Below are 25,022 nucleotides of genomic sequence, written 5' to 3'. Positions count from 1 at the left end.
GCATCGACTGCGGGCCCGCGTCGGTCCGGGAGTCTCGGATGAGCCTCGGCGAGCGGGCGGCCGCACTCGGCTACGCCGCGGGCTGGCGCGTCGTCCGCGCACTGCCGGAGGGTCTGGCGCGCAATGCGTTTCGCATCGGCGCGGATCGCGGCGCCCGCAACGGCGGCCCGGATCAGCTGCGCCGCAACCTCGCCCGGGTCCTCGGCGTCGCCCCGGACGCGGTACCGGACACGCTGATCCGCGATTCCCTCCGCTCCTACGCCCGCTACTGGCGCGAGGCATTCCGCCTCCCGACCATGGACCACGCCGCACTCGGCCGCTCCCCGCTGCTCCCGGTCGAGGGCCGGGCCAACCTCGACGCCGCCCTGGCCCGCGGCAAGGGCATGCTGCTGGTCCTCCCGCACTCCGGGAACTGGGACATGGCCGGAGTCTGGCTGGTGCAGAACTACGGCGGCCTCTCCACCGTGATGGAGCGGCTGAAGCCGGAGTCGCTCTTCGAGCGGTTCGTGGCCTACCGCGAGAGCCTCGGCTTCGAGATCTTCCCGCTGACCGGCGGCGAACAGCCCCCGTTCCGCACCCTCGCCGCCCGCCTGCGGGCCAACGGCATCGTCTGCCTGCTCGGCGAGCGCGACCTCACCGGCCGCGGCGTCCCGGTCACCTTCTTCGGCGAGCGCACCTGGATGCCGGGCGGCCCCGCCGCGCTCGCCGTCGAGACCGGCGCCGCGCTGCTCCCGGTGCACCTCTGGTTCCGCGAGACCGAGGACGGCACCGAGGCGTGGGGGCTGCGCGTCGGCGCCGCCATCGACACCGCGGCGGGCGTCGCCGCCGCCACCCAGGCCCTCGCCGACTCCTTCGCCACCGGCATCGCCGAGTACCCCGCGGACTGGCACATGCTGCAACCACTCTGGGAGGGCGACCTCTCCGACCGCAGGCGCGCGCTGATCGAGGCCGCGCGGGCGGGCAGCCCCGATGTCGAGGCGGACGGATGAGGATCGGCATGGTCTGCCCGTACTCGTTCGACGTGCCCGGCGGCGTGCAGGCGCACGTCGTCGAGCTGGCCAGGGTGCTGATCGAGCGCGGCCACCGGGTGAGCGTGCTCGCGCCCGCCGCCGACGAGACCGAGCTGCCCGACTTCGTGGTCTCGGCCGGCCGCGCCGTGGCCATCCCGTACAACGGCTCGGTCGCCCGCCTCGCCTTCGGCCCGATGGCCTACACCCGGATCCGGCGCTGGATCGAGACCGGCGACTTCGACGTGCTGCACATCCACGAGCCGAACGCACCGAGCCTCTCCATGCTGGCGCTGAAGATCGCCGAGGGGCCGATCGTCGCCACCTTCCACACCTCGACCACGAAATCGCTGGTCCTCAGTACTTTCCAAGGCGTGCTGCGGCCGTACCACGAGAAGATCACCGGCCGGATCGCCGTCTCCGAGCTGGCTCGGCGCTGGCAGGTGGAGGCGCTCGGCTCGGACGCGGTGGAGATCCCGAACGGCGTCGACGTGCAGGCCTTCGCCCGCGCGCCGATGCTGCCCGGCTACCCGCGCCCCGGCGGCACCGTGCTCTTCCTCGGCCGCTACGACGAGCCGCGCAAGGGCATGGCCGTGCTGCTCGCCGCGCTGCCCGCGTTGGTGGCCGGGCACCCCGACGTGCGGATCCTGGTGGTCGGGCGCGGTGACGAGGAGCGGCTGCGCCGCGAGGCCGGGCCGCACGCCGACCGGCTGCACTGCCTCGGCCAGGTCTCGGATGCCGAGAAGGCCGCCGCCATGCGCAGCGCCGACGTCTACGTCGCGCCGAACCTGGGCGGCGAGAGCTTCGGCATCATCCTGATCGAGGCCATGGCCGCAGGCACCGCGGTGGTCGCCAGCGAACTGGACGCCTTCCGCCGGGTGCTGCGCGACGGCGCCGCGGGCGTGCTGGTCCCGATCGGCGACGCCGCCGCGCTCGCCACCGCGCTCGGCGACCTGCTCGCCGACGCGGAGCGCCGCGACGAGCTCGTGCGGACCGCGACCAGGGTGGTCGGCGAGTACGACTGGCCGGTGGTGGCCGAGCAGATCCTGCGGGTCTACGAGACCGTCACCGTCGGCGACGAGGGCGTGCGGGCCGCCGGATGATCACCTTCTCGGCCACAACGGTCCTCGTCCTCGCGATCGTCGTCGCGGCGCTGGCCGCGCTGGCGCTCTGGGCCTACGCCACCGCCAACCGGCTGGACCGGCTGCACGTGCGCAACGACCAGTCCTGGGCCGCACTGGAATCCGCGCTGGCCCGCAGGGCGGTGGTCGCGCGGGCGGTGGCGCTCGCCATCGCGGGCCCGGTCTCCGACCCGGCCGTCACCGAGCAGGCACGCAGGCTCACCGCGCTGGCCGGCCGCGCCGAGCGCGCCGAACGCGGGGAGCGGGAGGTGGCGGAGAACCGGCTCGGCGCCGCGCTCGCGGCCGTCGACATCGAGCACCTGCGCCCGCAGCTCATCTCCGAGCTGGCCGACGCCGAGGCGAGGGTGCTGATCGCCCGCCGCTTCCACAACGACGCCGTGCGCGACACCCTCGCGCTGCGCACCAGGCGCCCGGTGCGCTGGCTGCACCTCGGCGGCACCGCCCCGCTGCCCACCTACTTCGAGATCCCCGAGCGCACCACCCCTGCCGCGTCGACGGGGCTCGCCGTCGACACCAGCCGCACCTCCGCCCGCGTGGTGCTGCTCGACCACTCCGGCCGGGTGCTGCTCATGCGCGGCTCCGACCCGAAGACCCCGGAGACCGCCTTCTGGTTCACCATCGGCGGCGGCGTCGAGCCGGGGGAGACGCTGCGCCAGGCCGCCGTGCGCGAACTGCACGAGGAGACCGGGCACATCGCCGACCCCGCCGCGCTGCGCGGCCCGATCTGGCGCCGGGTCGCGGTCTTCCCGTTCGACGGCGAACTCATCCGCGCCGAGGAGCTCTTCTTCGTGCTCCGGGTGCCCGCCTTCGCGCCGAACCCGGCCTCGCTCACCTTCGTCGAGCGCCGCTCGATCTCCGGCAACAAGTGGTGCACGCCCGACGACATCGTGGCACTGGACCGCTCCGGCGAGACCGTCTATCCGTACCAGTTGGACGAGTTGCTGGCCGAGGCGTCGGCCGTCGCCGATGGCGGTGACGAGCCCGAGGTGCGCTCGATCCGCTGAAACATACCTGTGATCTGCTGCACAATCGAGGGGCATCGGGGTGCCCGGCTCCCGGGGTCGGGTACCCCTGAACGGACGCGCGTCTTTCGGGGGCGCGCAGAGGTGGAGGTAGCACATGTCGTATCTGCTGTTCGATTTCCTGACGCCGCTGATCGGCCCGGCCGCCGCGACGTACTGGGCCGAACTGCTGGTCGTCGCTCCGCTGTAACGGTCGTCACGATCGCGGCGGGGTTGCTGTAAGTGTCGGTCCGGTACCAGACCAGTGGTGCCGGACTGGCTATCAAGTGGCCTGCCTGGCACGCCTAGAATCGGGAGCGTCCCCCCGATCGATTGGCGCACATGACCCAGGAGTTTGCCGTGACCACCCCCGAACCCACCCCGACCACCGGTACCGCCCGCGTCAAGCGCGGCATGGCCGAGATGCTCAAGGGCGGGGTGATCATGGACGTCGTCACCCCCGACCAGGCGAAGATCGCCGAGGACGCGGGCGCCGTCGCGGTGATGGCGCTGGAGCGGGTCCCCGCCGACATCCGCGCGCAGGGCGGCGTCTCCCGGATGAGCGACCCCGACATGGTCGAGGGCATCATCGCCGCCGTCTCCATCCCGGTGATGGCCAAGGCCAGGATCGGCCACTTCGTGGAGGCGCAGATCCTGCAGAGCCTCGGCGTCGACTACATCGACGAGTCCGAGGTGCTCACCCCCGCCGACTACGCCAACCACATCGACAAGTGGAAGTTCACCATCCCCTTCGTCTGCGGCGCCACCAACCTCGGTGAGGCCCTGCGCCGGATCACCGAGGGCGCGGCCATGATCCGCTCCAAGGGCGAGGCCGGTACCGGTGACGTCTCCAACGCCACCACCCACATGCGCAAGATCCGCCAGGAGCTGCGCCGCCTCTCCTCGCTGCCCGAAGACGAGCTCTTCGTCGCCGCCAAGGAACTCCAGGCCCCCTACGAGCTGGTCCGCGAGGTCGCCGAGACCGGCAAGCTGCCGGTCGTGCTCTTCACCGCGGGCGGCATCGCCACCCCCGCCGACGCCGCCATGATGATGCAGCTCGGCGCCGAAGGCGTCTTCGTCGGCTCCGGAATCTTCAAGTCCGGCAACCCCGCTCAGCGCGCCGAGGCGATCGTCAAGGCGACCACGTTCTACGACGATCCGGACGTGCTGGCGAAGGTGTCGCGCGGGCTCGGCGAGGCCATGGTCGGCATCAACGTCGAGGAGATCCCCGAGCCCCACCGCCTCGCCGAGCGCGGTTGGTGATCTTCTTCCCGAGTGCTGCCCGGTACCGAAAAGTGCCGGGCAGCAGTCGTTTCGGTGTCACCGCTCCCACAGAGTCGCGCAGGGAATCATGGGCAGCTCGTCGGTGAGCTGATCGTCGACGGTTATCTCCGCGTCCGGCGACCAGTCGCGGAGGGTGCTCTCGAGCCGACCGGCCGCGGTGTCGCTGACGCGGTAGTCGAAGATCGCCCCACCCGCATACTTGATCCGTATGTGCCTATCCACGGCTACTCCCACTCGTCCCCGGCGGCCGGTTCGGATAGGCAGGCCAGCGCCGCAATTCCCGGTAAGCAGTCGTGGGCGGGGCCGTGGTGGTGAAATTGGAGGATCAGCGCAGCAGCCTGTGGCGTCAGATGATCGGGATCGAATCCGCAATTCAGCCATCGTTCGTCTACCGCCCCCATGCCGCGCCCCGCCTTTTCTGTTGGCTCGATCGCTCAACGGTCTCCCGCGCGCGGACGCCGCGACAGGTACCGAGTGGGTACCTGTCGGGTACGCGCCGCGTAGGAGGAACTGTTTTCGCTGAGTGGCTAGGCTGAGCGCACCATGAGGCGATGCCGGGTCGAGTCCGGCGAACGGGGGAGCTGATGGGCGTGATCGGGAAGTGGACCGGACGCGAGGTCACCGTCCTTCGACAAGCTTTGGGCATGCGACAAGAGGCATTCGCTGCTCACACGGGGGTGTCGGTGGAATTGGTACGCAAGTGGGAGAAGCGCAAGGAAACCATCACGCTGAGCGTCCCGTACGCGGCGCGGATGGACCGCAAACTTCAAGAAGCCGGAGAGGCCGTCGCTGAACGCTTCTGGAAGCTACTGTCGCTCGAGCGGTCTACCGTAGGGGCGAGTTCCCTCGGGCTCGGAGGGGAGGGCCCCGTGCAACGTAAGAGATTTCTGCAGGTGATGACCGGCTCTGCTACGGGGCTGGCGCTCGCCGCGCACTCCGATTCCCGGAGAGGAATCGGCTCGGCACCCGAGTTGATGGACTATTTCCGCAACCAGCTCGCGGGGCACTACACCGCTGATGCTCTCCTGGGCCCGGTTCACCTGATTCCTACGGTGCAGGCGCAGACCGAACTCCTCATTGCGATGGCGCGCGAAGGAAATGTGGCCATCCGCAGCGATCTACTCGAAATCGGGGCATCCTTCGCGGCTTTGCTCGGATGGCTCTACCAGGATGCGGGAAAGCTCAGCAGCTCGCTGCAGTGGCGGCATACCACCCTGGCGCTCGCTCACCGCAGCGGCCGACCCCGGATTATTTCCTACGCCTTGTCGAACATGGCGATGCTGGCGCTCGACAACGGTGACGGTGCCATGGTGGTCGAGTACGCGCAGGCCGCGCAAGCGGTCGGGACGAGCCTATCTCCCAAGTGCCGGGTTCTGGCCCTGCAGCACGAAGCACACGGTCACGCTATGTGCGGCGAGCGGGCCGCCGCGGATCGATTGCTGGACAAGCTCGACGCACTCATCCCGAAAGTCGATGACCAGGACCCCTGGGGCAATGCCTGCCGACGAACGCCGCACTACGTCCACGTTCAGCGAGCGACCTGCTACGGGCGCACCGGTGCCAAGCGAGATGGTGTCGCCGCGGCCGACCTCTGGGACGAGGTCATGGACTCGATGCCGGATCGCGCGCGCCGCGACAACGCCGTATTTCGCGCGCGGCAGGCCGCTGCGCTGGCGAAAGTGCCCGACCCCGATCGAGCCGTTCGGGCCGCTGCCGAGGCGGCCGAGGCTTACGCATCGACCGGTTCGGTCCGGCTTCGCCGCGAACTGGAGGTCGTCGGCTCCCGTGCCGCCGGCTGGTCGGATTCGTCGGCAGGCCGCGAGCTGCGGACGATCCTAGGATCGGTCACATGAGCACCCCGCCTGTTCCGCTCGACGACGACCAGATCGCCGAGGCGCTCGCGACCGTGCCCGGGTGGACACGCGAGGGCAATGAGATCACCCGGACCTTTGCTCACACCTATCACGAGTGCGTTCACCTCGCGGTCTACGTCGCAGCGAAGGCGCGCGAGGTGAGCCACCACCCCGACATCACGATCACTTGGCAGAGAATCGAATTCCGGAGCACCACCCACGATGCCGGACACGTCCTGACCGAGCGGGACTTCGACCTCGCCCGGCATATCGACCGAATCGCCGCAGCCGCCGGAGCGGAACCGGTCCCCGATTCAGCCCTGTGAGGTGCGGATCGACATGAACCGACGTGAAACTGCTGGTCGCCATCACCGCGGTCGGGACCCTGCCCGCCGTGCTGGCGGGGCTCGATGACGCAGCACGAAGCCGCCTCGGGTACGCACTCGGCGGCAAGGTCGATCGAGCCGCCATCGAGCAACTCGAAGCCGTCACCGAGGTCACCGCGCAGCAGTACGAATCGTTCGGTCCCCGCGCGGTGGCCGCGATTCGGCGTGGCCAAGCCGAACTGGTCGAGACCCTGCTCCCGGACTGTCCCGCCGCACTGAGAACCCGCCTGTATGCCGTACGGGCATCGTTGGCACGGGTGATCGGCTGGCAGGCGTATGACGCCGGTGATATGCGCGCGGCGATGGCCCACTACGAGGTAGCGCGCTCTGCGGCGGACGATGCCGCTGATCCGGCGCTGACCGCGTTGGTGCTGTGCAACGCCTCCCTTGCGGCGATCCGCGACGGCCGTCCCGGACTCGGCGTCGATCACGCTGCCGCCGCGCGCTGGTGGGCCACCCGGGCGCAGAATCGGCTGCTCACTGCCTATGCACTGGATATGGCCGCCGAAGCGCATGCCGAACGCGGCGAGGCCCGGGAGTGCCGCAGCGCGCTCGACGAAGCCGACGATTTCATCAACAACGCCGAACTCACCCTGCCGACTTACGTCTTCGATGCGGCCATCCACTACGGCTTTCGCTCGGAATGCCTGGTTGGAGTGGGCGACCGCCTACCTGCTGTCACTGCGGCGCGTCGCTGCGTCGAGCTGATAGATCCGGCCTACGCCCTCTCCCGAGGATTCGCGGAAATCGGACTCGCCGCAGCGCTCGCGCATGCGGGGGAGATCGAGGAATCTGTGCGGATCACCCGCGCCACGAGCACTGTTGCCACTGCCTACGGCTCGCCCCGCCTCGCGTCGGAGGTCAGGAGCACACGACGCACGCTCGCGGCCGCCGCGCCGGACGCACCCGCGGTACGGGACCTGGAGGAGTATCTCGCCACCACGTTGTGAGGCCCTGCCGAGGCTAGGGACGCTCCACGGGCGCGTCCTCGCCGAGCCACGCCGGGTCGATGGTGCCGAGCCCGGCGGCGACAGCCGTTGCGGTCTCCTTCCAGGAGATCAGCTCGGCCATCGCCGGATGCGGCTGGTCGGTGGACATGCGGGCTGCGTTGACGAGGTCCTGCGCGCAGGCTTCGCGGTCCGCAGGCGATAGGGCGAGCATCCACGGGTATGCCTCGGCCAGTGAGCTGCGGTCATCGCGGACGACGGCGATGAGCTGCGCGGCGGACTGCATGGATGCAGGGTATTCGGAAGTTCGGGTGCGTACCGGCACCGCGCCTCGGGATCAGATGCGAAGCGCGGGCTTGTTCGGGTGATCCCAGCGGACCGCGAAATCGGCCTCCTCCGGGTACTCCACGGCGTGCGCGAGCAGCGCGGGCACGGTCCAGCGCTGATCGTCGGGGGTGAGCCGATGGAGTGCAGGCTCGCTCAGCTCGAGCCGGACCGTGGTATCGAAGGCGAGGCCGCGGCCGAGGAGCATGGGGCCGGACACCACGAGGACGGTGCCGTCCGAGGCGTCGCGGAGGGTGGCGCGGGCGGAGCGGTCCGCGACCTCGTCCCAGAGCGCGGGGAGCCAGCGGCCGCGTTCGCGGAGGGCGCGGAGGACCTCGCGGTCGAGGGCGGCGTAGTCGAACCAGGCGTCGCGGTAGGAGTCGATGTCGTCGCGGCCGTACTCGAGCCGCAGCGAGGCGGGGCGCACGTAGCCGTGCAGTGGCACCGAAGCCGCGTCCCGGCCGGTTTCGCGGAGTCGCGAAACAAGCAGATCAGCAAGGGATTCGGGATCGGCCGCGTCGGCACCGTCCACCGCGACGACGGTGCGCTCGGCGCGGCTGAGCACCCGCTCGGCGATCCGGGCGACGAGCTCGCCGGGGCTCAGCGGTCGATAGGTCGGCACGGCTCCATCTCAGCAAACGGCTGCGCGGCAGGTCCGCCGGGTGCCGCCGACCCCACCGACCGGCCGGGATACTCTCAGCTCATGGCGACAATCGAAGAGGCACTGGAGATCGAGCGGATCGAGCGGGACATCTTCCGCGGCGCCTCGGTCAAGACGCAGTTGCCGCGCACCTTCGGCGGTCAGGTCGCCGGGCAGGCGCTGGTGTCGGCGGTGCGCACCGTCGAGCCGCGCTACCAGGTGCACTCGCTGCACGGGTACTTCCTGCGGCCGGGCACGCCGGATCAGCCCACCGTCTACCAGGTCGAGCGGATCAGGGACGGCCGCTCGTTCTGCACCCGCCGGGTCACCGCGATCCAGGAGGGGCAGGCCATCTTCACCATGTCGGCCTCGTTCCACACCGGCGACCAGGGCCCGGCGCATCAGGACGTGATGTCCGACGTGCCGACCCCGGACGAGCTGCCCGACGTCGCCACCACGCTCAGCGAGGAGAGCCTCTGGCTCATGCGCGAGTGGGAGCACTGGGACATCCGGATCGTGCCGCGGGACCGGGTCACGGCCAGGCGGGGTGTGGTGTCGCCGCAGCAGGTGTGGTTCCGCTACCGGCACCCGCTCTCGGACGACCCGCTGCTGCACGTCTGCACCCTCGCCTACATGAGCGATATGACGCTGCTCGGCTCCTCCAAGGTGACGCACCCGGACGAGCCGACCCAGGGCGCCTCGCTGGACCACGCCATGTGGTTCCTGCGCCCGTTCCGCGCCGACGACTGGCTGCTCTACGACCAGTCCTCGCCGTCGGCCGGCTTCGGCCGCGCGCTCACCGGCGGCAAGATCTTCGACCGGGAGGGCAGGCTGGTGGCCGCCGTGGTGCAGGAGGGGCTGATCCGCACCCTCAGGGACAAGCGGTGACGGCTCGGCCACTCGTCGGCGTGCTGGCGCTGCAGGGCGATGTCCGCGAGCACATCGTGGCGCTGGAGAAATGCGGCGCCACCCCCACCCTGGTCCGCCGCGCCTCCGAGCTCGCCGCGGTGGACGGCCTGGTCCTGCCCGGCGGCGAGTCCACCACCATCTCCAAGCTGCTGCAGACCTTCGAGCTGCTGGAGCCGCTGCGCGCCCGGCTGCGCGCCGGGATGCCGGCCTTCGGCTCCTGCGCCGGAATGATCCTGCTCGCCTCTGAGGTGCTCGACACCAGGGCCGACGCCGAGCACCTGCACGGCATCGACATGACGGTGCGGCGCAACGCCTTCGGCCGCCAGGTCGACTCGTTCGAGGCCGACCTGGACTTCGCCGGGCTGGACGACGGGCCGATGCGCGCCGTCTTCATCCGGGCGCCGTGGGTCGAGCGGGCCGGGGAGGGCGTCGAGGTGCTCGCCACCGTGCCGCACGGCCCGGCCGCCGGGCGGATCGTCGCGGTCAGGCAGGGGGCCGTCGTGGCCACCTCCTTCCACCCCGAGGTGACCGGCGATCTGCGGGTGCACGAACTCTTCGTGGACCTGGTGCGGCGGGGCAAGGCCGAGCGCGACGACCTCGGCTGAGGCGGGCGAGTAACGTACACACGTCGAACGTGCCACCGACTCGAAGGAAGTAGGGAATGAGCGGCCACTCCAAATGGGCCACCACCAAGCACAAGAAGGCCGCGATCGATGCCAAGCGAGGCAAGCTCTTCGCGAAGCTGATCAAGAACATCGAGGTGGCGGCGCGGCAGGGTGGCGGTGACCCCGAAGGCAACCCGACGTTGTTCGACGCCATCCAGAAGGCGAAGAAGTCGTCGGTCCCGAACGACAACATCGAACGGGCGCGCAAGCGCGGCGGCGGCGAGGAAGCCGGCGGCGCCGACTGGCAGACCATCATGTACGAGGGGTACGGCCCGAACGGGGTCGCGGTGCTCATCGAGTGCCTCACCGACAACCGCAACCGCGCCGCGGGCGAGGTCCGCGTCGCCATGACCCGCAACGGCGGGAACATGGCCGACCCGGGCTCGGTGGCCTACCTCTTCCACCGCAAGGGCGTCGTCACCCTGGAGAAGAACGGCCTCTCCGAGGACGACGTGCTCACCGCCGTGCTGGACGCGGGCGCCGAGGAGGTCAACGATCTCGGCGAGGCGTTCGAGGTGATCAGCGAGCCCGGCGATCTGATCGCCGTGCGCACCGCGCTGCAGGCGGGTGGCATCGACTACGACTCCGCCGAGTCCGGCTTCCAGCCGTCGGTCTCGGTCGCGGTCGACGCCGAGGGCGCGCGCAAGGTGATCAAGCTGGTGGACGCGCTGGAGGACAGCGACGACGTGCAGAACGTCTACACCAACGCCGACATCTCCGACGAAGTGCTCGCCGAGCTGGACGACTGAGCTCACCCCAGGCGCTGGAAGTACTCCTGCTGCGCGGGGAAGTAGTCGCCGAAGTCGGGGCGGTCCGTGCCGGAGCGGGCCGCCCCGAGCAGGTCGAGGTAGTACTCCCAGCCGGGGCCGACCATGCCCGGGTCGGCGCTGTCGTCCAGGTGGTGGATCAGCGCCAGCTCGGTGCCGTCGGCGGTGGCGGTGAGGACGAGCTCGAGGTGCCAGGAGCCCGCCTCGTCGACCGCGCGCAGCTCCAGGCGCCGGGGCGGCTCGCAGGTCTCGACGAGCATGTCCGTCCAGGGCTCGCCCTCCTCGAAGACCATCCGCACCCGGATGGCGCCGCCCGGCTCGCCCTCCCAGGGGCCGAACCACCGCGCGGTGCGCTCGGACTCGGTGAGGTCGGCCCAGACCTCGGCGGGCGGCGCGGCGTACCGCCGGGTGAGCACCAGATCGCGGCCGGTGGCGGTGCGCTGCAGGGTGCCGGTGGGTTCGGGAGCCACGGTGTTCCTCCGTCCGGGGGCGGGTCGGTTTCGCCCGCATTGTGCCCCGCGGGTCCGACAGATCACCGGCGGCCGCGCCGGGGCGCGGGGCGCGGCCCCGCATGACCAACCCTTGCTACCGTGTCGCCCGGCGGCGGAAACGACCGTGTGAGCTAAACTCTCGAACAATTGTTCGCCCAGAGGGAAGGGGTCGGGGTGCGGGTGATGGGCGTCGACCCCGGGCTCACCCGGTGCGGCCTCAGCATGGTGCAGGGCGGCCGCGGCCGCACCGTCACCGCGCTGGACGTGGACGTGGTGCGCACCCCGCCCGAGCTCGACCTGGCCAACCGGCTGCTGCTGGTCGCCGATGCCGCCGAGCGGTGGATGGACACGCACCGCCCGGAGGCGGTCGCGGTGGAGCGGGTCTTCGCCCAGCACAACGTGCGCACCGCCATGGCCACCGCGCAGGCGGGCGGGGTGATCGCGCTGGCCGCCGCGCGCCGCGGCATCCCGGTCGCCTTCCACACCCCGAGCGAGGTCAAGGCCGCGGTCACCGGCAACGGCGCCGCGGACAAGGCCCAGGTCACCGCCATGGTCACCCGGATACTCGGACTTCAGGTCGCACCCAAGCCCGCCGACGCCGCGGACGCGCTGGCGCTGGCCATCTGCCACTGCTGGCGGGCGCCCCTGCTGGACCGGATGGCGAAGGCCGAGCAGGCCGCCGCGGAGGCGCAGCGCAAATACAAGGCGAGACTGGCCGAGCAACGGAAGGCGGTGCGGCCGTGATCGCGTCGGTGCGCGGCGAGGTACTGGAGATCGCGCTCGACCACGTGGTGATCGAGGCCGCGGGCGTCGGCTACCGGCTCAGCGCCACCCCGGCCACGCTCGCCGGGCTCACCCGCGGCGAGCAGGCGAGGCTCTACACCGCCATGATCGTCCGCGAGGACTCCATGACGCTGTTCGGCTTCGCCGACACCGAAGCGCGCGAGCTCTTCGGCCTGCTGCAGACGGTGAACGGGGTCGGCCCGCGGCTCGCCATGGCGGTGCTCGCGGTGCTGGAGCCGGAGGCGCTGCGCAAGGCGCTCGCCGAGGGCAACCTGACCACGCTCACCCGGGTGCCCGGCATCGGCAAGCGCGGTGCCGAGCGGATGATCGTCGAGCTCAGGGACAAGGTCGACGCCGTCCCGGTGCAGTCCGGCGGCGGGGTGGCAGCTGCCGCGGCGGGCCCGGTGCGCGACCAGGTGATCGAGGCGCTCACCGGCCTCGGCTTCCCGGCCAGGCAGGCCGAGCCCGCGGTCGACACCGTGCTCGCCGAGCAGCCGGGTGCGGGTACCTCGGCGGTGCTGCGCGCCGCGCTCTCGCTGCTCGGCAGGAACCGGTAGCCGATGGACGACACGGATTTCGCCGACGACGACTCCCCGGTCGCCGCGGTCGAGCAGCCGTCGGACGGCGAGCTGGAGGCCGGGCTGCGGCCGCGCTCGCTGGACGAGTTCATCGGCCAGCCCCGGGTCAGGGAGCAGCTGGCGCTGGTGCTGCGCGGCGCCAAGCAGCGCGGCGGCACCCCGGACCACGTGCTGCTCTCCGGCCCGCCCGGGCTCGGCAAGACCAGCATGGCCATGATCATCGCCGGCGAGCTCGGCACCGCCCTGCGGGTCACCTCCGGCCCCGCGCTCGAGCGGGCCGGTGATCTGGCCGCCATGCTCAGCAACCTGGTCGACGGCGACGTGCTCTTCATCGACGAGATCCACCGCATCGCCCGCCCGGCCGAGGAGATGCTCTACCTCGCCATGGAGGACTTCCGGGTCGACGTGGTGGTCGGCAAGGGCCCCGGCGCCACCTCCATCCCGCTCGACATCGCGCCCTTCACCCTGGTCGGCGCCACCACCCGCTCCGGTTCGCTGACCGGGCCGCTGCGCGACCGCTTCGGCTTCACCGGCCACATGGATTTCTACGACCCCGACGAGCTGCTGCGCATCCTGCTGCGCTCGGCGCGGATCCTCGGCGTCGTCATCGACCCGGACGCCGCCGCCGAGATCGCGGGCCGCTCCCGCGGCACGCCGCGAATCGCCAACCGGCTGCTGCGCCGGGTGCGCGACTACGCCGAGGTGCGCGCCGACGGCCACGTCACGCTGGCCATCGCGCGCGCCGCGCTCGAGGTGTACGACGTGGACGGCCTCGGGCTGGACCGGCTGGACCGCGCGGTGCTCGGCGCGCTGGTGCGCGGCTTCAACGGCGGCCCGGTCGGCGTCTCCACGCTGGCCGTCGCGGTGGGGGAGGAGGCGGCCACCGTCGAGGAGGTGTGCGAGCCGTTCCTGGTCCGCGCCGGGCTGGTCGCCCGCACCCCGCGTGGCCGGGTCGCGACCACGGCGGCCTGGGAGCACCTCGGCCTGGTGCCGCCCGCGGGCGCGTTCAACGGCTCGCTCGAGGTGCGAGCGCACGAATCCCAGCAGACGCTGGACCTCTTCGACTGAGCACCGCCCCGGGCGCGCGGTTAGAGTCGGTCGAATGACGGTCGTCCAGTCCGTGCTCGGTCGCATTCCGGAGCCGCACCGCAGCACCGTGATCCGCCACCGCGAGCTGCTGAAATTCGCTGTCGTCGGCGCGATCACGTGGTTCATCGACACCGGCGTCGTCTACGCCCTCAAGCTCACCGTGCTCGGCGAGAAGCCGCTCACCGCGCGGCTGCTCGGGGTGCTGATCGCCACCATCGCCTCCTACATCCTGAACCGCGAGTGGTCCTTCCGGACCAGGGGCGGCAGGCAGCGGCACCACGAGGCCGCGCTCTTCTTCGCGGTCAGCGCGCTCGGCATCGGCGTCACCATGATCCCGCAGGCCGTCTCGCTCTACCTGCTCGACCTGCGGGTGCCGTTCGTCGGGCCGGTCACCCAGGCGGTGGCGAACTTCGTCAGCGGGCAGATCCTGGGCGTGCTGCTCGCCATGGCCTTCCGCTTCTGGGCCTTCCGCCGCTTCGTCTTCCCGGACGACCTGAACGCGCCGGTGCCGGGCGGGCCCGGACGCTAGGTGCGCTGCTCCAGCGCGGTGATCACCAGGTCGAGGAAGGCGTCGACCTCCTCGCGGCTGTACCCGCGGGTGCCGAGCCTGGCGCCGGTGAACCGCACCTCGCGCACGTCGGCGGCGGTCAGGGTGCCCGGCCCGGTGTGCGCGAGGGTGGTGGCGACCAGGTCGAGGAAGGCGTCCACCTCCTCCTCGTCGTAGCCCCTGCGGTCGAGCACGGCGCCGGTGAACCGCACCCGGTGCACATCGTCGGGGGTGAGGATGGCGCCGCCGCCGTTGCTGTGTGCGCGCTGCTCCGGTGCCGGGTGCCCGCCGTTCTGCCTGGACTCCAGCTCCAGCCGGATCCGGTCCAGGTACTCGTCCACCTGGTCGGTCCGGTAGCCGCGGCCGCCGAAGCGCGGGACCGGGAAGGTCACCCGGCGCACGTCGTCGGCGGTGAGCGCGCCCGCGCCCGCCAGGGTGGCGGCGACCGACTCCAGGAACTCGTCGACGCGGTCGGCGTGGTAGCCGCGCTGCCCGAGCGGCGGCCGGTCGAAGTGCGCGCGGCCGACCTCGTCCGGGGTCATCCGCGGCGGAGCGGGGGCGCGTCCTGCCAACACCTGCGACTTCCTGATCGACCGGTTCATTCCGAACAACGTGTGAAACCCCCGCGAGAGTGGTGGACCCCGGAACACGATACCGAGGCGGCCGCTCCCGCGGTCCTGGTTCAGCCGGGGCCGCCGACGGCTTCCCGGCGCACGCCGTCCACCAGCAGCCGCCGGATCGCCTCGGCGAGCGCGCGCACGTCGCCCTCCGGGTCGCGCAGCCCGTGCAGCACGGCCGCGAGCAGCATCCCGGTGACCGCCTTCGCGGTGTTCGCGGTGTCCAGGTCGGCGCGCAGGTAACCCCGGTCGACGCCGTGTTCCAGGTACCCGGCGGTGAGCGCGTCGGCGGTGTCGAGCAGGCCGTACAGCCGGGCGGTGAGCTCGTCGTCGATCCCGGTGGCGTGGAAGAGCAGCAGCTGCGCCACCCGGCGGTCCTGGACCAGGATCACGGTCAGCGCGGCGCCGATCCGCTCGATCTGGGCCCGGTAGTCGTCCAGCGTCTCGGCCGCGTCCGGGGAGTTCTCGGTGGCCAGCGCCGTGACGATGCGCGCGGCGAGATCGTCGATGACGTGGTCGATGATCTCCCGCTTGTTGCTGAAGTAGCGGTAGAAGGTGCCGTGCCCGATGCCGAGCTCGGTGGCGATGTCGGCGATCCCGGTCGCGTGGTAGCCCTTCTCGGCGAAGCAGACGAACGCGGTGTCGATGATGTCGCGGCGCAGCTCCGCTTTGCGGCGGTCGGCCCGCGTCGATGGCTTCGTCACCCCGCCGATGATACGGTCGGTGCACTGCGGAATGACATGTCATTCCGTGACGGATGGGTCACGAGGGAAGGTGTGGCGATGGCGCGGTACGACGCGATCGTGGTCGGCGCGGGGTTCGGCGGGATGGGCGCGGCCATCCAGCTGGATCGGCTGGGGTTGAGCGACTACGTGATCCTGGAGCGGGAAGCCGACCTCGGCGGCACCTGGCACGTGAACCGGTACCCCGGTCTCGCGGTCGACATCGCCTCGGTCACCTACTCGTACTCCTTCGAGCCGAATCCGTACTGGTCCCGGCTCTTCGCGCCGGGGGAGGAGCTGCGCCGCTACGCGCAGCACGTGGCCGAGCGGTACGGGCTGCGCCGCCGGATGCGCTTCGGCACCGCCGTCGAGCAGGCCCGCTGGGACGCCGACCGGCGGCACTGGGTGGTCACCACCGGCTCCGGCGAGCTGACCGCGCGCTTCCTGATCACCGCGACCGGCTTCCTCTCCCAGCCCTACACCCCGCCCTTCCCCGGTATCGACGGCTTCACCGGGCGGATCGTGCACACCACCGCCTGGCCGGACGATCTCGACCTGACCGGGCAGCGGGTCGGCGTGATCGGCACCGGCGCCACCGCCGTGCAGCTGGTCCCCGAGCTCGCCGACGTCGCCGCCGAGCTCACCGTCTTCCAGCGCACCCCGATCTGGGTGGTGCCCAAGGTCGACACCCCGATCCCGGCCGCGGTGCAGCGGCTCTTCGCCGCGTTGCCGGTGACGCAGCGGGCCGCGCGGCTGGCCAACACCGCGGTGCTGGAGGCGATCATGGTCGCCGGCGTGCTGGAGTTCACCAGGGCCAAGGTGCTGAACCGGGGTGCCGGGCTGCTGGCGAAGGCACACCTGCGCACCTCGGTGCGTGATCCGGAGACCAGGCGCGCGCTCACCCCCGGCTACGACTTCGGCTGCAAGCGCCCGACCTTCTCCAACCGCTACTTCCGGGTCTTCAACTCCGCGCACGTGCGGCTGGAGACCGGAAGCATCGCGGAGGTGACGGCCGGCGGCATCGCGCTCGCCGACGGCTCCGAGGTCGCGCTGGACACGCTGGTGCTGGCCACCGGGTTCGACCTGTGGCAGGCCAACTTCCCGGCCATCACGGTGCGCGGCCGGGACGGCGTCGACCTCGGCGCCTGGTGGCGGGCGAGCCGGTTCCAGGCCTACGAGGGCATCACCGTGCCGCGCTTCCCCAACTTCCTCAGCCTGAACAGCCCGTACTCCTACAGCGGGCTGTCCTACTTCACCACCGTCGAGGCGCAGATGAAGCACATGGGCAGGCTGCTCGGCGAGCTGGCCCGGCGCGGCGCGGCCACCTTCGAGGTCACCGAGCGCGCCAACGCGGAGTTCCTGGACCGGGTGACCGAGCGGCTCGGCACCTCGGTGTTCTACGGCGGCGACTGCGGGTCGGCGCGCAGCTACTACTTCGACCCGCACGGCGAGGCCGCGCTGCTGCGCCCGACCAGCACGCTGAACGCGCACCGGGAGGCCGTGCGCTTCCCGCTGGACGACTACGTCTACGGTGGCGTGCCCGCCTGAGTGCGGGGCCGGTTCCGCCAACTGGCAGACTGTGTGGGTACCTGTCCACCCCACCCACGAACCAGGAACTGACGTCGACGATGGAACTGCTGTTTCCGCTGCTGCTGGTCGCTCTGCTCGTGCCGATGTTTCTCGGCGTCCGCCGCCAGAAGCGTGAGGCCGAGAAGGTCTCGGCGATGCAGAACGACCTGAAGATCGGGGATCGGGTGACCACCACCTCGGGGCTGTACGGCACCGTGGTCGAGGTCGACGAGACGACCGTCGATCTCGAGATCGCGGAGGAGGTCGTGACGACCTGGCTGCGCCAGGCCGTCCGCGAGGTCCGCACCGACGACGAGACCGTCGTCGAGGAGGCGGGCACCGCCGATCCGGTCGTGCTCGCCGAGCCCGAGCCCGAGGCCGCCGCTCCGGCGAGCGCCGAGGAGACCCCGGGCCAGACCGAGACCCGGCTCACCAAGGACTGACCTCGCTCGTCGCGGTTCATGCGGTCCGCGCCGGTACCCGGTGCGGACATGTCGGTGCGCCCGCCTCGGCGCGCGCCGGTTCCACTCGACTTCCGCTCTAGGAGATGACGCACCGTGCCTCCGTCACAGGGATCGGCGCATCCATGGCGACTGCTCGGGCTCTTCGTTGCCCTGCTCGCTCTGATCTACGCACTGGTTTTCTTCACCGGGGACAAGTCCCCGACCCCGAAACTCGGCATCGACCTGCAGGGAGGCACGCGGGTCACGCTGACGGCGCGCACGCCGGACGGCAGCAGGCCGAGCCGGGACAGCCTCGAGCAGGCGCAGTCCATCATCGAGAACCGGGTGAACGGTCTCGGCGTCTCCGGCTCGGAGGTGGTGATCGACGGCGACACGATCGTGATCACCGTCCCGGGTGAGGACGGCCAGCAGGCGCGCACCCTCGCCACCACCGCCAAGCTCTACGTGCGCCCGGTGCTGACCGCGGTTCCGGCCGCCGGCCGCAACACCGCGCAGACCCCGGCCGCCCCGGCGCCCGCGCCCGCCCCCGATGGCGTCGCTCCGGCTCCCGCGCCGGACGGCGCGGCGCCCGCGCCCGCCCCCGAGGTCGCGCCCGCCCCGCAGCCGCGGCTCTTCCCGGCCCAGGTGCCGCCGGAGCCGGCGCCGCCGATCGAGCAGGTCCCGCCGGGTGAACCCGCGCCCGCGCCGCCCGCCGATCAGGCCCCGACCCCGGCCCCGACGCCCACCCCGGAGCCGAGCTCCGGCGATGATCTCACCCCGGCCGAGCAGGCCCGCGCCGAGATCGCCGAGGCGAAGGCCACCAGGCAGAGCACCGACCAGGCCGTGCAGCAGCTGGCGCTCGCCACGCTCGACTGCACCAAGCCCGACCCGCTGCGCGGCAACGACGACCCGAACCTGCCGCTGGTCGCCTGCGCGAGCGACGGCACCGAGGTCTACCTGCTGGACAAGAGCCGGATCGACGGCCAGGACATCGCCGACGCCAGCTCCGGGCTGAACCAGCAGCAGGCGCGGCACGAGGTCTACCTGGAGTTCGAGTCCGGCGGCAGTGACGAGTGGGCCGCGCTCACCGGCGAGTACGTGCAGAAGCGGGTCGCCTTCGTGCTCGACTCGCAGGTGGTCTCGGCGCCGGTGGTGCAGCAGGGCCCGCAGCAGGGCGGCCGCACCCAGATCTCAGGCAACTTCACCGCGGCGTCGGCGAAGGAGCTGGCCAACACGCTGAAGTACGGTTCGCTGCCGCTCTCCTTCGAGACCTCGGAGGCGCAGACCGTCTCCGCGACGCTCGGCCTCTCCTCGCTGCGCGCGGGGCTGCTCGCCGGTGCGATCGGGCTCGCGGTGGTGCTGCTCTACTGCTTCGCCTACTACCGGATGCTCGGGCTGCTCACCGCGCTCTCGCTGATCGCCTCCGGCTTCGCGGTCTACGGCATCATGGTGCTGCTCGGCCGCTGGATCGGGTTCACCCTCGACCTGGCGGGCGTCGCCGGTCTGATCATCGGCATCGGCATGACCGCCGACTCGTTCGTCGTCTTCTTCGAGCGGATCAAGGACGAGATCAGGGAGGGCCGCAGCTTCCGCTCGGCGGTGCCGCGCGGCTGGCAGCGGGCCAGGCGCACGATCCTCTCCGGCAACGCGGTCAGCTTCATCGCCGCCGCGGTGCTCTACATCCTCGCCGCGGGCCAGGTGCGTGGCTTCGCCTTCACCCTCGGGCTGACCACCATCCTGGACGTGGTGGTGGTGTTCCTGGTGACGGCGCCGCTGGTGCTGCTCGCCTCGCGCACCGCGTTCTGGTCCAAGCCCGCGGTCAACGGCCTGGGCGCGATGCAGCAGGTCGCGCGGGAACGCTCCGCGACCCGCCCCGCACTCGGGAAGGCGTGAGCACCGTGACGAACAACGACACCGACCGCGCGAGCGGTTACTCGCTGGAGAACGGCACCAACGCCACCGAGGTCACGGACGTCTTCACGCCCGTGCAGCGGGCGCACGCGCGCGGCTTCTTCAGCAGGCTCTACACCGGAACCGGCGCCATCGACGTGATCGGCAACCGGCGCCGCTGGTACCTGATCAGCGCGGTGATCGTGCTGATCGCGCTGGCCAGCATGGCGATCCGCGGGTTCAACTTCGGCATCGATTTCGAGGGCGGCTCGCAGATCCAGTTCCCGGCCGGGTCGGCCACCACCGAGCAGGTCGAGCAGACCTACTCCGGCGCGCTCGGCTTCGACCCGGAGTCGGTGCAGACCGTCGGCACCGGCGGCTCGGCCACCGTGCTGATCCGTTCGGAGGCGCTGGACGCGACCCAGGTCGACCGGCTGAGCGCCGCGATCTACGAGCGGTTCCAGCCGCAGGACTCCGACGGCAGCCCGAGCCGGGCCTCGATCAGCGTCTCCGACGTCAGCGAGACCTGGGGCGGCCAGATCACCCGCAAGGCGCTGATCGCGCTCGCGGTGTTCCTGGTGGTCGTCTCGACCTACATCGCCATCCGCTTCGAGCGGGACATGGCGCTGGCCGCGCTCGCGGCGCTGGTCTTCGACGTCGCGGTGACCGCGGGCGTCTACTCGCTGGTCGGCTTCGAGGTCACCCCGGCCACCGTGATCGGCATCCTGACCATCCTCGGCTTCTCGCTCTACGACTCGGTGGTCGTGTTCGACAAGGTCGAGGAGAACACGAGGGGCATCCTGCACCTGAACCGCCGCACCTACGGCGAGCAGGCCAACCTCGCGGTCAACCAGACGCTCATGCGTTCGATCAACACCGCCCTGATCGGCATGCTGCCGATCGTCGGGCTGATGGTGATCGCGGTCTGGCTGCTCGGCGTCGGCACCCTCAAGGACCTGGCGCTGGTACAGCTGGTCGGGCTGCTCGTCGGCACCTACTCCTCCATCTTCTTCGCGACGCCGCTGCTGGTTTCGCTCAAGGAGCGGTGGGGTCCGGTGGCGGCGCACACCAGGAAGGTGCAGGCCAAGCGGGCCGCCGCGGCCGCGGAGCGGGTCGGCGCCGCCGCCGAGCGGCGCGCGGGCACCGCGACCGCCCGCAGTGCCCAGGAGGCGGAGCCCCGGCGGGCCCGCGGCGCGGGCCAGGGCCCGCGGGCGGGTTCGCGCCCCAGCGGGAAGCGCAGCCGCCGGTAGCAGTGGCGGGGCCGCCGGGCCCCGGTGAGATCGTTCGGGAGCGAAGGGGTTTCGACGTTGCGACTTCCACGCCGCGGGCACCGGCCCGGGATCCGAGCGCGGCGGGTGGTGGCCGCGCTCACCGCCGCGATCGTCGCGGCCGGGCTCGGCGCCGGGTGCACCAGCGAGAGCCAGGTGCCCTCCATCGGCTATGCCACCGACGCGGTGATCAGCAGCTACAACGGCGGGACGACGGTGGGGTGGGCCAGCGGCTCGCCCGCCGTCTTCGGCCGGGTGCTCACCGGGTTCTTCTACACCGGCCCGGACGGCCAGCAGGTGGCCGACACCGACGTCGGCACCGCCAAGGAGGTGCCGGGGGAGGCGCAGACCATCCAGTACCGGCTCAGCCCGGACGGCGTCTACTCCGACGGCATCGCCACCTCCTGCGACGACCTGGTCTTCACCTGGGCCGCGCGGAGCGGCCGGTTCACCAGGGACGGTGCGCCGCTCTTCGACAGCGCGAGCACCGCCGGGTACGAGGACATCGAGCGGATCGACTGCGAGCCCGGCTCCAAGGACGCCACCGTCGTCTTCCGCCCCGGCCGCCGCTACGTGCCGTGGCGCACGCTCTTCGCCGCCGGTGAGCTCATGCCCGCGCACGTCGCCACCCAGGCCACCGGGGTGGCCAACCTGATCGGCGCGGTGCGCACCGGCGAGCTGGTAGCGCTCGGCAAGCTCGCCGACTTCTGGAACACCGGCTGGACCATGACGCCGGGCGCGCTGGACGCGAGCCGCTTCCCCTCGGCCGGCCCCTACCGCATCGGCTCCTACAGCGAGAGCGAGGGGCTGGTGCTCGTCGCCAACGAGCGCTGGTGGGGCGCGAAGCCGGAGACCGGCCGGATCGTGGTGTGGCCGAAGGGAACCGACCTCGCCGCCAAGATCGGCGACAATGCCGTCGGGGTGATCGACATCGGCGCGGGCTCGGTGCCGGAGCTGCCGCTGGACGGCTTCTCCGCCAGCACGATCCCCGGCCGCGGCGCCGAGCAGCTCGTGCTCAGCACCGGCGGCGTCTTCGCCGGGGTGCAGCCGCGCCGGGCGCTCGCCGCCTGCGTGCCGCGCAAGGCGCTCTTCGACAGCCTCGGCTCGGTGCCGGAGCGGCCGGAGCGCGGGATCGGCTCGGCCATGCTGAACGCCCATATCGTGCAGCAGGATTCGCTGTTCTACGAGGCCGCCACCGGCGCCGCGCAGAAGTACGCGACGGTCGACCCGAACGTGAAGGCCGGTGAGCTGACCGTGCGGATCGGCTACCGGACCCCGGACGCCCGCCGCGCCGCCACCGTCAGGGCCATCGCCGACTCCTGCCGCGCCGCCGGGATCACCGTCGTCGACGCGGGCGCCCCCGACTTCCAGCCCACCCGGCTGGCCGAGGGCGCGGTGGACGCCGTGCTCGGCGGCACCGCCGCCGCCACCGGCCCGGCAGGGGCGAGCACCGAGGTGGCCGCGATGTCGGCGCTGCGCACCGGGAACGGCTCCAATGTCGGGCGGTTCGGCAACGGCCGCTTCGACGCCATCACCGACCAGCTCGCCGCCGACAACGCCTCCGCCAGCCAGCTCGGGTTGCTCACCGAGGCGGAGAACCTGCTCTGGTCCGAGCTGCCGAGCATCCCGCTCTTCGCCACGCCCCGGTTGATCGCCTTCGGTACCGGGCTGCGCAACGGCGTCGCCGGGCCGACCCAGGGCGGCACCGGCTGGAACATGGACCGCTGGCGGCTGACCCGGTGACCGAATCGGAGGGGAACCCGATGAGCGCGCACACGAAGGCCGCCGCCGCGGTGCACCGGCTCACCCGCTGGCACGACGACTTCCCCACGTCGGGGGTGCGTTTCGCCGACCTCACCCCGGTCTTCGCGGACGCCGCCGGCTTCCGCGCGGTGCTCGACGGGCTGGCCGCCTGCGCTCCGGACGCCGACCTGATCGCCGGGGTCGACGCGCGCGGCTTCCTGCTCGGCGCCGGTGTCGCGGCGAGCCTCGGCACCGGGGTGCTCGCCGTGCGCAAGGGCGGCAAGCTGCCGCCACCGGTGGTCTCCCGCGAGTACACCCTGGAGTACGGCACCGCCGCGCTGGAGATCCCGGCCGACGGCGTGCGGCTGCGCGGCAGGCGGGTGCTGCTGCTCGACGACGTGCTCGCCACCGGCGGCACGCTGGCCGCCGCCGCCGAGCTCTTCGCCGAGGCGGGCGCCGAGGTGGTCGCGGCCGCCGTCGTGCTGGAGATCGGCTTCCTGGCCGGGCGGGCCAGGCAGGGCGACTACCCGGTGACCGCCATCGTCACCGTCTGAAAAGGGGTTGACCCCGGCGGTGGTGCCGGGGTTACCCTGAATCGTCTTGTTCCCGACGAAACGGAGCGGCTGTTGCTGATCTGAGGTCTCGCCCGGGCGGCCCGTATCTCGCGCGCCGCGTACCGTCGCAGTCACCTCGGGAGCAACCGTGCCCACTCCTCCGTCTTCGCTGTCCCTGTCCGACGTCACCTTCACCTGGCCGGACGGCACCCCCGTCTTCGACGGGCTGACCGCGACCATCGCCCCTGGCCGCATCGGGGTGGTCGGTGCCAACGGCGCGGGCAAGTCCACGCTGCTGCGGCTGATCGCGGGTGAACTCACCCCCGGCCGGGGCTCGATCACCCGACCCGGCCCGCTCGGCTACCTGCGGCAGGACATCGGCCTCGGCACCGGGCTCCGGGTCGACCGGGTGCTCGGCATCGACGCCGTGCGGGCCGCGCTGCACCGGATCGAGGCGGGCGGCGGCACGCCCGCCGACTTCGACACCGTCGGCGCGGGCTGGGACGTCGAGGAGCGTGCGGTGGCGCTGCTCGCCCGGCTCGGCCTCGGCCACGTCGCCGACGGCCCCGCCGCGCTCGACCGCACCATCGGCACGCTCTCCGGCGGCGAGACCGTGCTCCTCGGCCTGGTCGCCGAGCTGCTCGCCGAGCCCGCCGTGCTGCTGCTCGACGAGCCGACCAACAACCTGGACGGCGTCGCCAGGCAGCGCCTCGCCGACGTGCTCGCCCAGTTCACCGGCATCGCGCTGGTGGTCAGCCACGATCGGGAGCTGCTCGACGGCATGGACGCCACCGCCGAGCTGTACCGGGGCGGGCTGCGGCTCTGCGGCGGCGGCTTCGGCGAGTACGAGCGGATCGTCGCGGCCGAGCAGGAGGCCGCGCAGGCCGCTGTCCGGGATGCCCGCGGCGACCTGCGGCGGCAGCGCCGCGAGCTGGTCGAGACCCGAATCAAGCTGGATCGCCGGGTGCGCTACGGCCGCATGCTCGCCGAGACCAAGCGGGCGCCGAAGATCATCGCCAACGCGAAGAAGCGCAGCCAGCAGGTCTCCGCCGGCAAGCTGCGCAACACCCACCTGGACCGGCTGGAGACCGCGCGCGACCAGCTGCGCGGCGCCGAGGAGGCGGTGCGCGACGACCGCGAGATCCGCATCGAACTGCCGCGCACGCTGGTGCACCCCGGGCAGGAGGTGGTCGAGCTGACCGGTGCCGCGCTGCCCGGGGGTGTCGCGGTGGAGCTGCGGGTGCACGGCCCCGAGCGGATCGCGGTGACCGGGCGCAACGGGGTCGGCAAGACAACGCTGCTGCGCCGGATCGCCGAATCCGGGCCCGAGGTGCCGTGGAAGCTGCTGCCGCAGCGGCTCGACGTCCTCGACGACGCCCGCTCGGTGTTCGAGAACGTGGCGGCCGCCGCGCCGCACGCGGAGGCGCAGGAGGTGCGGGCGCAATTGGCCCGCTTCCTCTTCCGCGGCGCTGCCGCCGACGCCGCGGCCGGCACGCTCTCCGGCGGCGAACGGCTGCGCGCCGCGCTCGCCACCGTGCTGCTCGCCGACCCCGCGCCCCGGCTGCTGCTGCTCGACGAGCCGACCAACAACCTGGATCTGCCCAGCCTCGGGCACCTCACCCAGGCGCTGACCGGCTACCGGGGCGCGCTGGTCGTGGTCAGCCACGACGAGCGCTTCCTTGCCGAGCTCGGCCTCACCCGCGTGCTGCGCTGCACCGGCACCGAGGTCGAGGATCTGCCGCTCACCTGACCTCGCTCGGGCGCCGAATCATCGGCAACCTTGCCGGACTAGATTTGGTTATC

27 protein-coding genes are annotated in these 25,022 nt (G+C 71.8%); 21 read left to right on the top strand and 6 right to left on the bottom strand.

Annotated features, from left to right (window positions below; translation table 11 throughout):
• Positions 1–38 precede the first annotated feature (38 nt).
• The 4 genes from ACFO0B_RS13705 (at position 39) to pdxS (ending at position 4,413) form a co-directional block, all read left to right on the top strand.
• Positions 39–989, top strand: a complete 951-nt coding sequence (locus ACFO0B_RS13705; protein ID WP_378612780.1) for a phosphatidylinositol mannoside acyltransferase — start codon at positions 39–41, stop codon at positions 987–989.
• A complete protein-coding gene (locus tag ACFO0B_RS13700) occupies positions 986–2,110 on the top strand; it encodes a glycosyltransferase family 4 protein (RefSeq protein ID WP_378612779.1) in 1,125 nt (374 codons plus the stop codon). Before ACFO0B_RS13705 ends, ACFO0B_RS13700 begins: the two co-directional genes overlap by 4 nt.
• Positions 2,110–3,153: an NUDIX hydrolase gene (locus ACFO0B_RS13695; protein ID WP_378612886.1), complete on the top strand. Its 1,044-nt coding sequence runs from the start codon at positions 2,110–2,112 to the stop codon at positions 3,151–3,153. The genes ACFO0B_RS13700 and ACFO0B_RS13695 overlap by 1 nt, the downstream gene beginning before the upstream one ends.
• A gap of 357 nt (positions 3,154–3,510) precedes the next feature.
• Positions 3,511–4,413, top strand: a complete 903-nt coding sequence (pdxS, locus tag ACFO0B_RS13690; RefSeq protein WP_269821865.1) for a pyridoxal 5'-phosphate synthase lyase subunit PdxS — start codon at positions 3,511–3,513, stop codon at positions 4,411–4,413.
• 57 nt (positions 4,414–4,470) lie between these two features.
• Here pdxS and ACFO0B_RS13685 read toward each other — a convergent pair whose 3' ends face one another.
• A complete protein-coding gene (locus ACFO0B_RS13685; protein ID WP_378612778.1) occupies positions 4,471–4,656 on the bottom strand; it encodes a hypothetical protein in 186 nt (61 codons plus the stop codon).
• Positions 4,657–5,018: 362 nt separating this feature from the next.
• Between ACFO0B_RS13685 and ACFO0B_RS13680 the strand changes: the two genes are divergently transcribed.
• From ACFO0B_RS13680 to ACFO0B_RS13670, 3 genes are read left to right on the top strand one after another with little or no spacing between them, the layout of a single operon-like run.
• Positions 5,019–6,287 carry a helix-turn-helix domain-containing protein gene (locus ACFO0B_RS13680; protein ID WP_378612777.1) on the top strand — a complete coding sequence of 423 codons (1,269 nt, stop codon included), beginning with the start codon at positions 5,019–5,021 and terminating at the stop codon, positions 6,285–6,287.
• The gene (locus ACFO0B_RS13675) at positions 6,284–6,613 is read left to right on the top strand and encodes a 4a-hydroxytetrahydrobiopterin dehydratase (RefSeq protein ID WP_378612776.1); all 330 of its coding nucleotides are present in this window, start codon (positions 6,284–6,286) and stop codon (positions 6,611–6,613) included. The genes ACFO0B_RS13680 and ACFO0B_RS13675 overlap by 4 nt, the downstream gene beginning before the upstream one ends.
• Positions 6,614–6,636: 23 nt before the next feature.
• Positions 6,637–7,623, top strand: a complete 987-nt coding sequence (locus tag ACFO0B_RS13670) for a hypothetical protein (RefSeq protein ID WP_378612775.1) — start codon at positions 6,637–6,639, stop codon at positions 7,621–7,623.
• A 13-nt stretch (positions 7,624–7,636) separates the two neighbouring features.
• On the opposite strand, the gene ACFO0B_RS13665 is transcribed toward ACFO0B_RS13670, so the two are convergent.
• Positions 7,637–7,906: a hypothetical protein gene (locus tag ACFO0B_RS13665; protein ID WP_378612774.1), complete on the bottom strand. Its 270-nt coding sequence runs from the start codon at positions 7,904–7,906 to the stop codon at positions 7,637–7,639.
• Between the two features lie 51 nt (positions 7,907–7,957).
• Entirely contained in the window at positions 7,958–8,566 is a 609-nt protein-coding gene (locus tag ACFO0B_RS13660; protein ID WP_378612773.1) for a hypothetical protein, read from the bottom strand.
• 81 nt (positions 8,567–8,647) lie between these two features.
• On the opposite strand from ACFO0B_RS13660, the gene ACFO0B_RS13655 reads away from it, so the two are divergent.
• Genes ACFO0B_RS13655 through ACFO0B_RS13645 form a run of 3 tightly spaced genes read left to right on the top strand, consistent with a single transcriptional unit; the run spans position 8,648 to position 10,907 of the window.
• Positions 8,648–9,472 (top strand): acyl-CoA thioesterase, encoded by an 825-nt coding sequence (locus ACFO0B_RS13655; protein ID WP_378612772.1) that lies wholly within the window; start codon positions 8,648–8,650, stop codon positions 9,470–9,472.
• A complete protein-coding gene (gene pdxT / locus ACFO0B_RS13650) occupies positions 9,469–10,098 on the top strand; it encodes a pyridoxal 5'-phosphate synthase glutaminase subunit PdxT (RefSeq protein WP_378612771.1) in 630 nt (209 codons plus the stop codon). Before ACFO0B_RS13655 ends, pdxT begins: the two co-directional genes overlap by 4 nt.
• A 56-nt stretch (positions 10,099–10,154) precedes the next feature.
• A complete protein-coding gene (locus ACFO0B_RS13645; RefSeq protein WP_378612770.1) occupies positions 10,155–10,907 on the top strand; it encodes a YebC/PmpR family DNA-binding transcriptional regulator in 753 nt (250 codons plus the stop codon).
• 2 nt (positions 10,908–10,909) lie between these two features.
• Here ACFO0B_RS13645 and ACFO0B_RS13640 read toward each other — a convergent pair whose 3' ends face one another.
• On the bottom strand, positions 10,910–11,395 hold the full coding sequence (locus tag ACFO0B_RS13640; protein WP_378612769.1) for an SRPBCC family protein: 486 nt from the start codon (positions 11,393–11,395) through the stop codon (positions 10,910–10,912).
• Between the two features lie 195 nt (positions 11,396–11,590).
• On the opposite strand from ACFO0B_RS13640, the gene ruvC reads away from it, so the two are divergent.
• Genes ruvC through ACFO0B_RS13620 form a run of 4 tightly spaced genes read left to right on the top strand, consistent with a single transcriptional unit; the run spans position 11,591 to position 14,395 of the window.
• Positions 11,591–12,160: a crossover junction endodeoxyribonuclease RuvC gene (gene ruvC / locus ACFO0B_RS13635; protein WP_378612885.1), complete on the top strand. Its 570-nt coding sequence runs from the start codon at positions 11,591–11,593 to the stop codon at positions 12,158–12,160.
• Positions 12,157–12,756 (top strand): Holliday junction branch migration protein RuvA, encoded by a 600-nt coding sequence (gene ruvA / locus ACFO0B_RS13630; protein WP_378612768.1) that lies wholly within the window; start codon positions 12,157–12,159, stop codon positions 12,754–12,756. Before ruvC ends, ruvA begins: the two co-directional genes overlap by 4 nt.
• 3 nt (positions 12,757–12,759) lie before the next feature.
• Positions 12,760–13,845, top strand: coding sequence for a Holliday junction branch migration DNA helicase RuvB (ruvB, locus tag ACFO0B_RS13625; protein WP_378612767.1), 1,086 nt, complete (start codon positions 12,760–12,762; stop codon positions 13,843–13,845).
• Positions 13,846–13,879: 34 nt separating this feature from the next.
• Complete coding sequence (locus ACFO0B_RS13620; RefSeq protein WP_378612766.1) at positions 13,880–14,395, top strand: GtrA family protein; 516 nt, start codon at positions 13,880–13,882, stop codon at positions 14,393–14,395.
• Here the strand turns inward: ACFO0B_RS13620 and ACFO0B_RS13615 are convergent.
• Both ACFO0B_RS13615 and ACFO0B_RS13610 read right to left on the bottom strand, forming a co-directional pair.
• Positions 14,392–14,988, bottom strand: a complete 597-nt coding sequence (locus tag ACFO0B_RS13615) for a DivIVA domain-containing protein (RefSeq protein WP_378612765.1) — start codon at positions 14,986–14,988, stop codon at positions 14,392–14,394. The genes ACFO0B_RS13620 and ACFO0B_RS13615 overlap by 4 nt on opposite strands.
• 107 nt (positions 14,989–15,095) lie before the next feature.
• Positions 15,096–15,734, bottom strand: coding sequence for a TetR/AcrR family transcriptional regulator (locus ACFO0B_RS13610; RefSeq protein ID WP_378612764.1), 639 nt, complete (start codon positions 15,732–15,734; stop codon positions 15,096–15,098).
• A 78-nt stretch (positions 15,735–15,812) separates the two neighbouring features.
• Between ACFO0B_RS13610 and ACFO0B_RS13605 the strand changes: the two genes are divergently transcribed.
• The 7 genes from ACFO0B_RS13605 to ACFO0B_RS13575 all read left to right on the top strand — a co-directional run bounded on the left by ACFO0B_RS13605 (position 15,813) and on the right by ACFO0B_RS13575 (position 24,969).
• Entirely contained in the window at positions 15,813–17,300 is a 1,488-nt protein-coding gene (locus ACFO0B_RS13605) for a flavin-containing monooxygenase (RefSeq protein WP_378612763.1), read from the top strand.
• 80 nt (positions 17,301–17,380) lie between these two features.
• Complete coding sequence (gene yajC / locus ACFO0B_RS13600; protein ID WP_378612762.1) at positions 17,381–17,764, top strand: preprotein translocase subunit YajC; 384 nt, start codon at positions 17,381–17,383, stop codon at positions 17,762–17,764.
• 114 nt (positions 17,765–17,878) lie between these two features.
• Positions 17,879–19,657, top strand: a complete 1,779-nt coding sequence (gene secD, locus ACFO0B_RS13595) for a protein translocase subunit SecD (RefSeq protein ID WP_378612761.1) — start codon at positions 17,879–17,881, stop codon at positions 19,655–19,657.
• A gap of 5 nt (positions 19,658–19,662) precedes the next feature.
• The gene (gene secF / locus ACFO0B_RS13590; protein ID WP_378612884.1) at positions 19,663–20,904 is read left to right on the top strand and encodes a protein translocase subunit SecF; all 1,242 of its coding nucleotides are present in this window, start codon (positions 19,663–19,665) and stop codon (positions 20,902–20,904) included.
• Positions 20,905–20,961: 57 nt separating this feature from the next.
• Positions 20,962–22,665 (top strand): ABC transporter substrate-binding protein, encoded by a 1,704-nt coding sequence (locus ACFO0B_RS13585; protein ID WP_378612760.1) that lies wholly within the window; start codon positions 20,962–20,964, stop codon positions 22,663–22,665.
• 20 nt (positions 22,666–22,685) lie between these two features.
• Positions 22,686–23,219, top strand: coding sequence for an adenine phosphoribosyltransferase (locus ACFO0B_RS13580; RefSeq protein ID WP_378612759.1), 534 nt, complete (start codon positions 22,686–22,688; stop codon positions 23,217–23,219).
• Positions 23,220–23,367: 148 nt separating this feature from the next.
• Positions 23,368–24,969, top strand: a complete 1,602-nt coding sequence (locus tag ACFO0B_RS13575) for an ATP-binding cassette domain-containing protein (RefSeq protein ID WP_378612758.1) — start codon at positions 23,368–23,370, stop codon at positions 24,967–24,969.
• Positions 24,970–25,022 lie beyond the last annotated feature (53 nt).

It is taken from the genome of Nocardia jiangsuensis (assembly GCF_042650385.1).
Taxonomy (GTDB): Bacteria; Actinomycetota; Actinomycetes; order Mycobacteriales; family Mycobacteriaceae; genus Nocardia; species Nocardia jiangsuensis.
Note: the sequence above shows the minus strand (reverse complement) of the source record. Positions and strands in the feature narration are given on the sequence as shown.

Excerpts from the sequence above, each read along its gene's own strand:
- ACFO0B_RS13705 (WP_378612780.1), top strand. The coding sequence starts at position 39 with ATGAGCCTCGGCGAGCGGGCGGCCGCACTCGGCTACGCCGCGGGCTGG.
- ACFO0B_RS13700 (WP_378612779.1), top strand. The coding sequence starts at position 986 with ATGAGGATCGGCATGGTCTGCCCGTACTCGTTCGACGTGCCCGGCGGC.
- ACFO0B_RS13680 (WP_378612777.1), top strand. The coding sequence starts at position 5,019 with ATGGGCGTGATCGGGAAGTGGACCGGACGCGAGGTCACCGTCCTTCGA.
- ACFO0B_RS13675 (WP_378612776.1), top strand. The coding sequence starts at position 6,284 with ATGAGCACCCCGCCTGTTCCGCTCGACGACGACCAGATCGCCGAGGCG.
- ACFO0B_RS13665 (WP_378612774.1), bottom strand. The coding sequence starts at position 7,906 with ATGCAGTCCGCCGCGCAGCTCATCGCCGTCGTCCGCGATGACCGCAGC.
- ACFO0B_RS13655 (WP_378612772.1), top strand. The coding sequence starts at position 8,648 with ATGGCGACAATCGAAGAGGCACTGGAGATCGAGCGGATCGAGCGGGAC.
- ACFO0B_RS13645 (WP_378612770.1), top strand. The coding sequence starts at position 10,155 with ATGAGCGGCCACTCCAAATGGGCCACCACCAAGCACAAGAAGGCCGCG.
- ruvB (WP_378612767.1), top strand. The coding sequence starts at position 12,760 with ATGGACGACACGGATTTCGCCGACGACGACTCCCCGGTCGCCGCGGTC.
- ACFO0B_RS13620 (WP_378612766.1), top strand. The coding sequence starts at position 13,880 with ATGACGGTCGTCCAGTCCGTGCTCGGTCGCATTCCGGAGCCGCACCGC.
- ACFO0B_RS13605 (WP_378612763.1), top strand. The coding sequence starts at position 15,813 with ATGGCGCGGTACGACGCGATCGTGGTCGGCGCGGGGTTCGGCGGGATG.
- yajC (WP_378612762.1), top strand. The coding sequence starts at position 17,381 with ATGGAACTGCTGTTTCCGCTGCTGCTGGTCGCTCTGCTCGTGCCGATG.
- ACFO0B_RS13580 (WP_378612759.1), top strand. The coding sequence starts at position 22,686 with ATGAGCGCGCACACGAAGGCCGCCGCCGCGGTGCACCGGCTCACCCGC.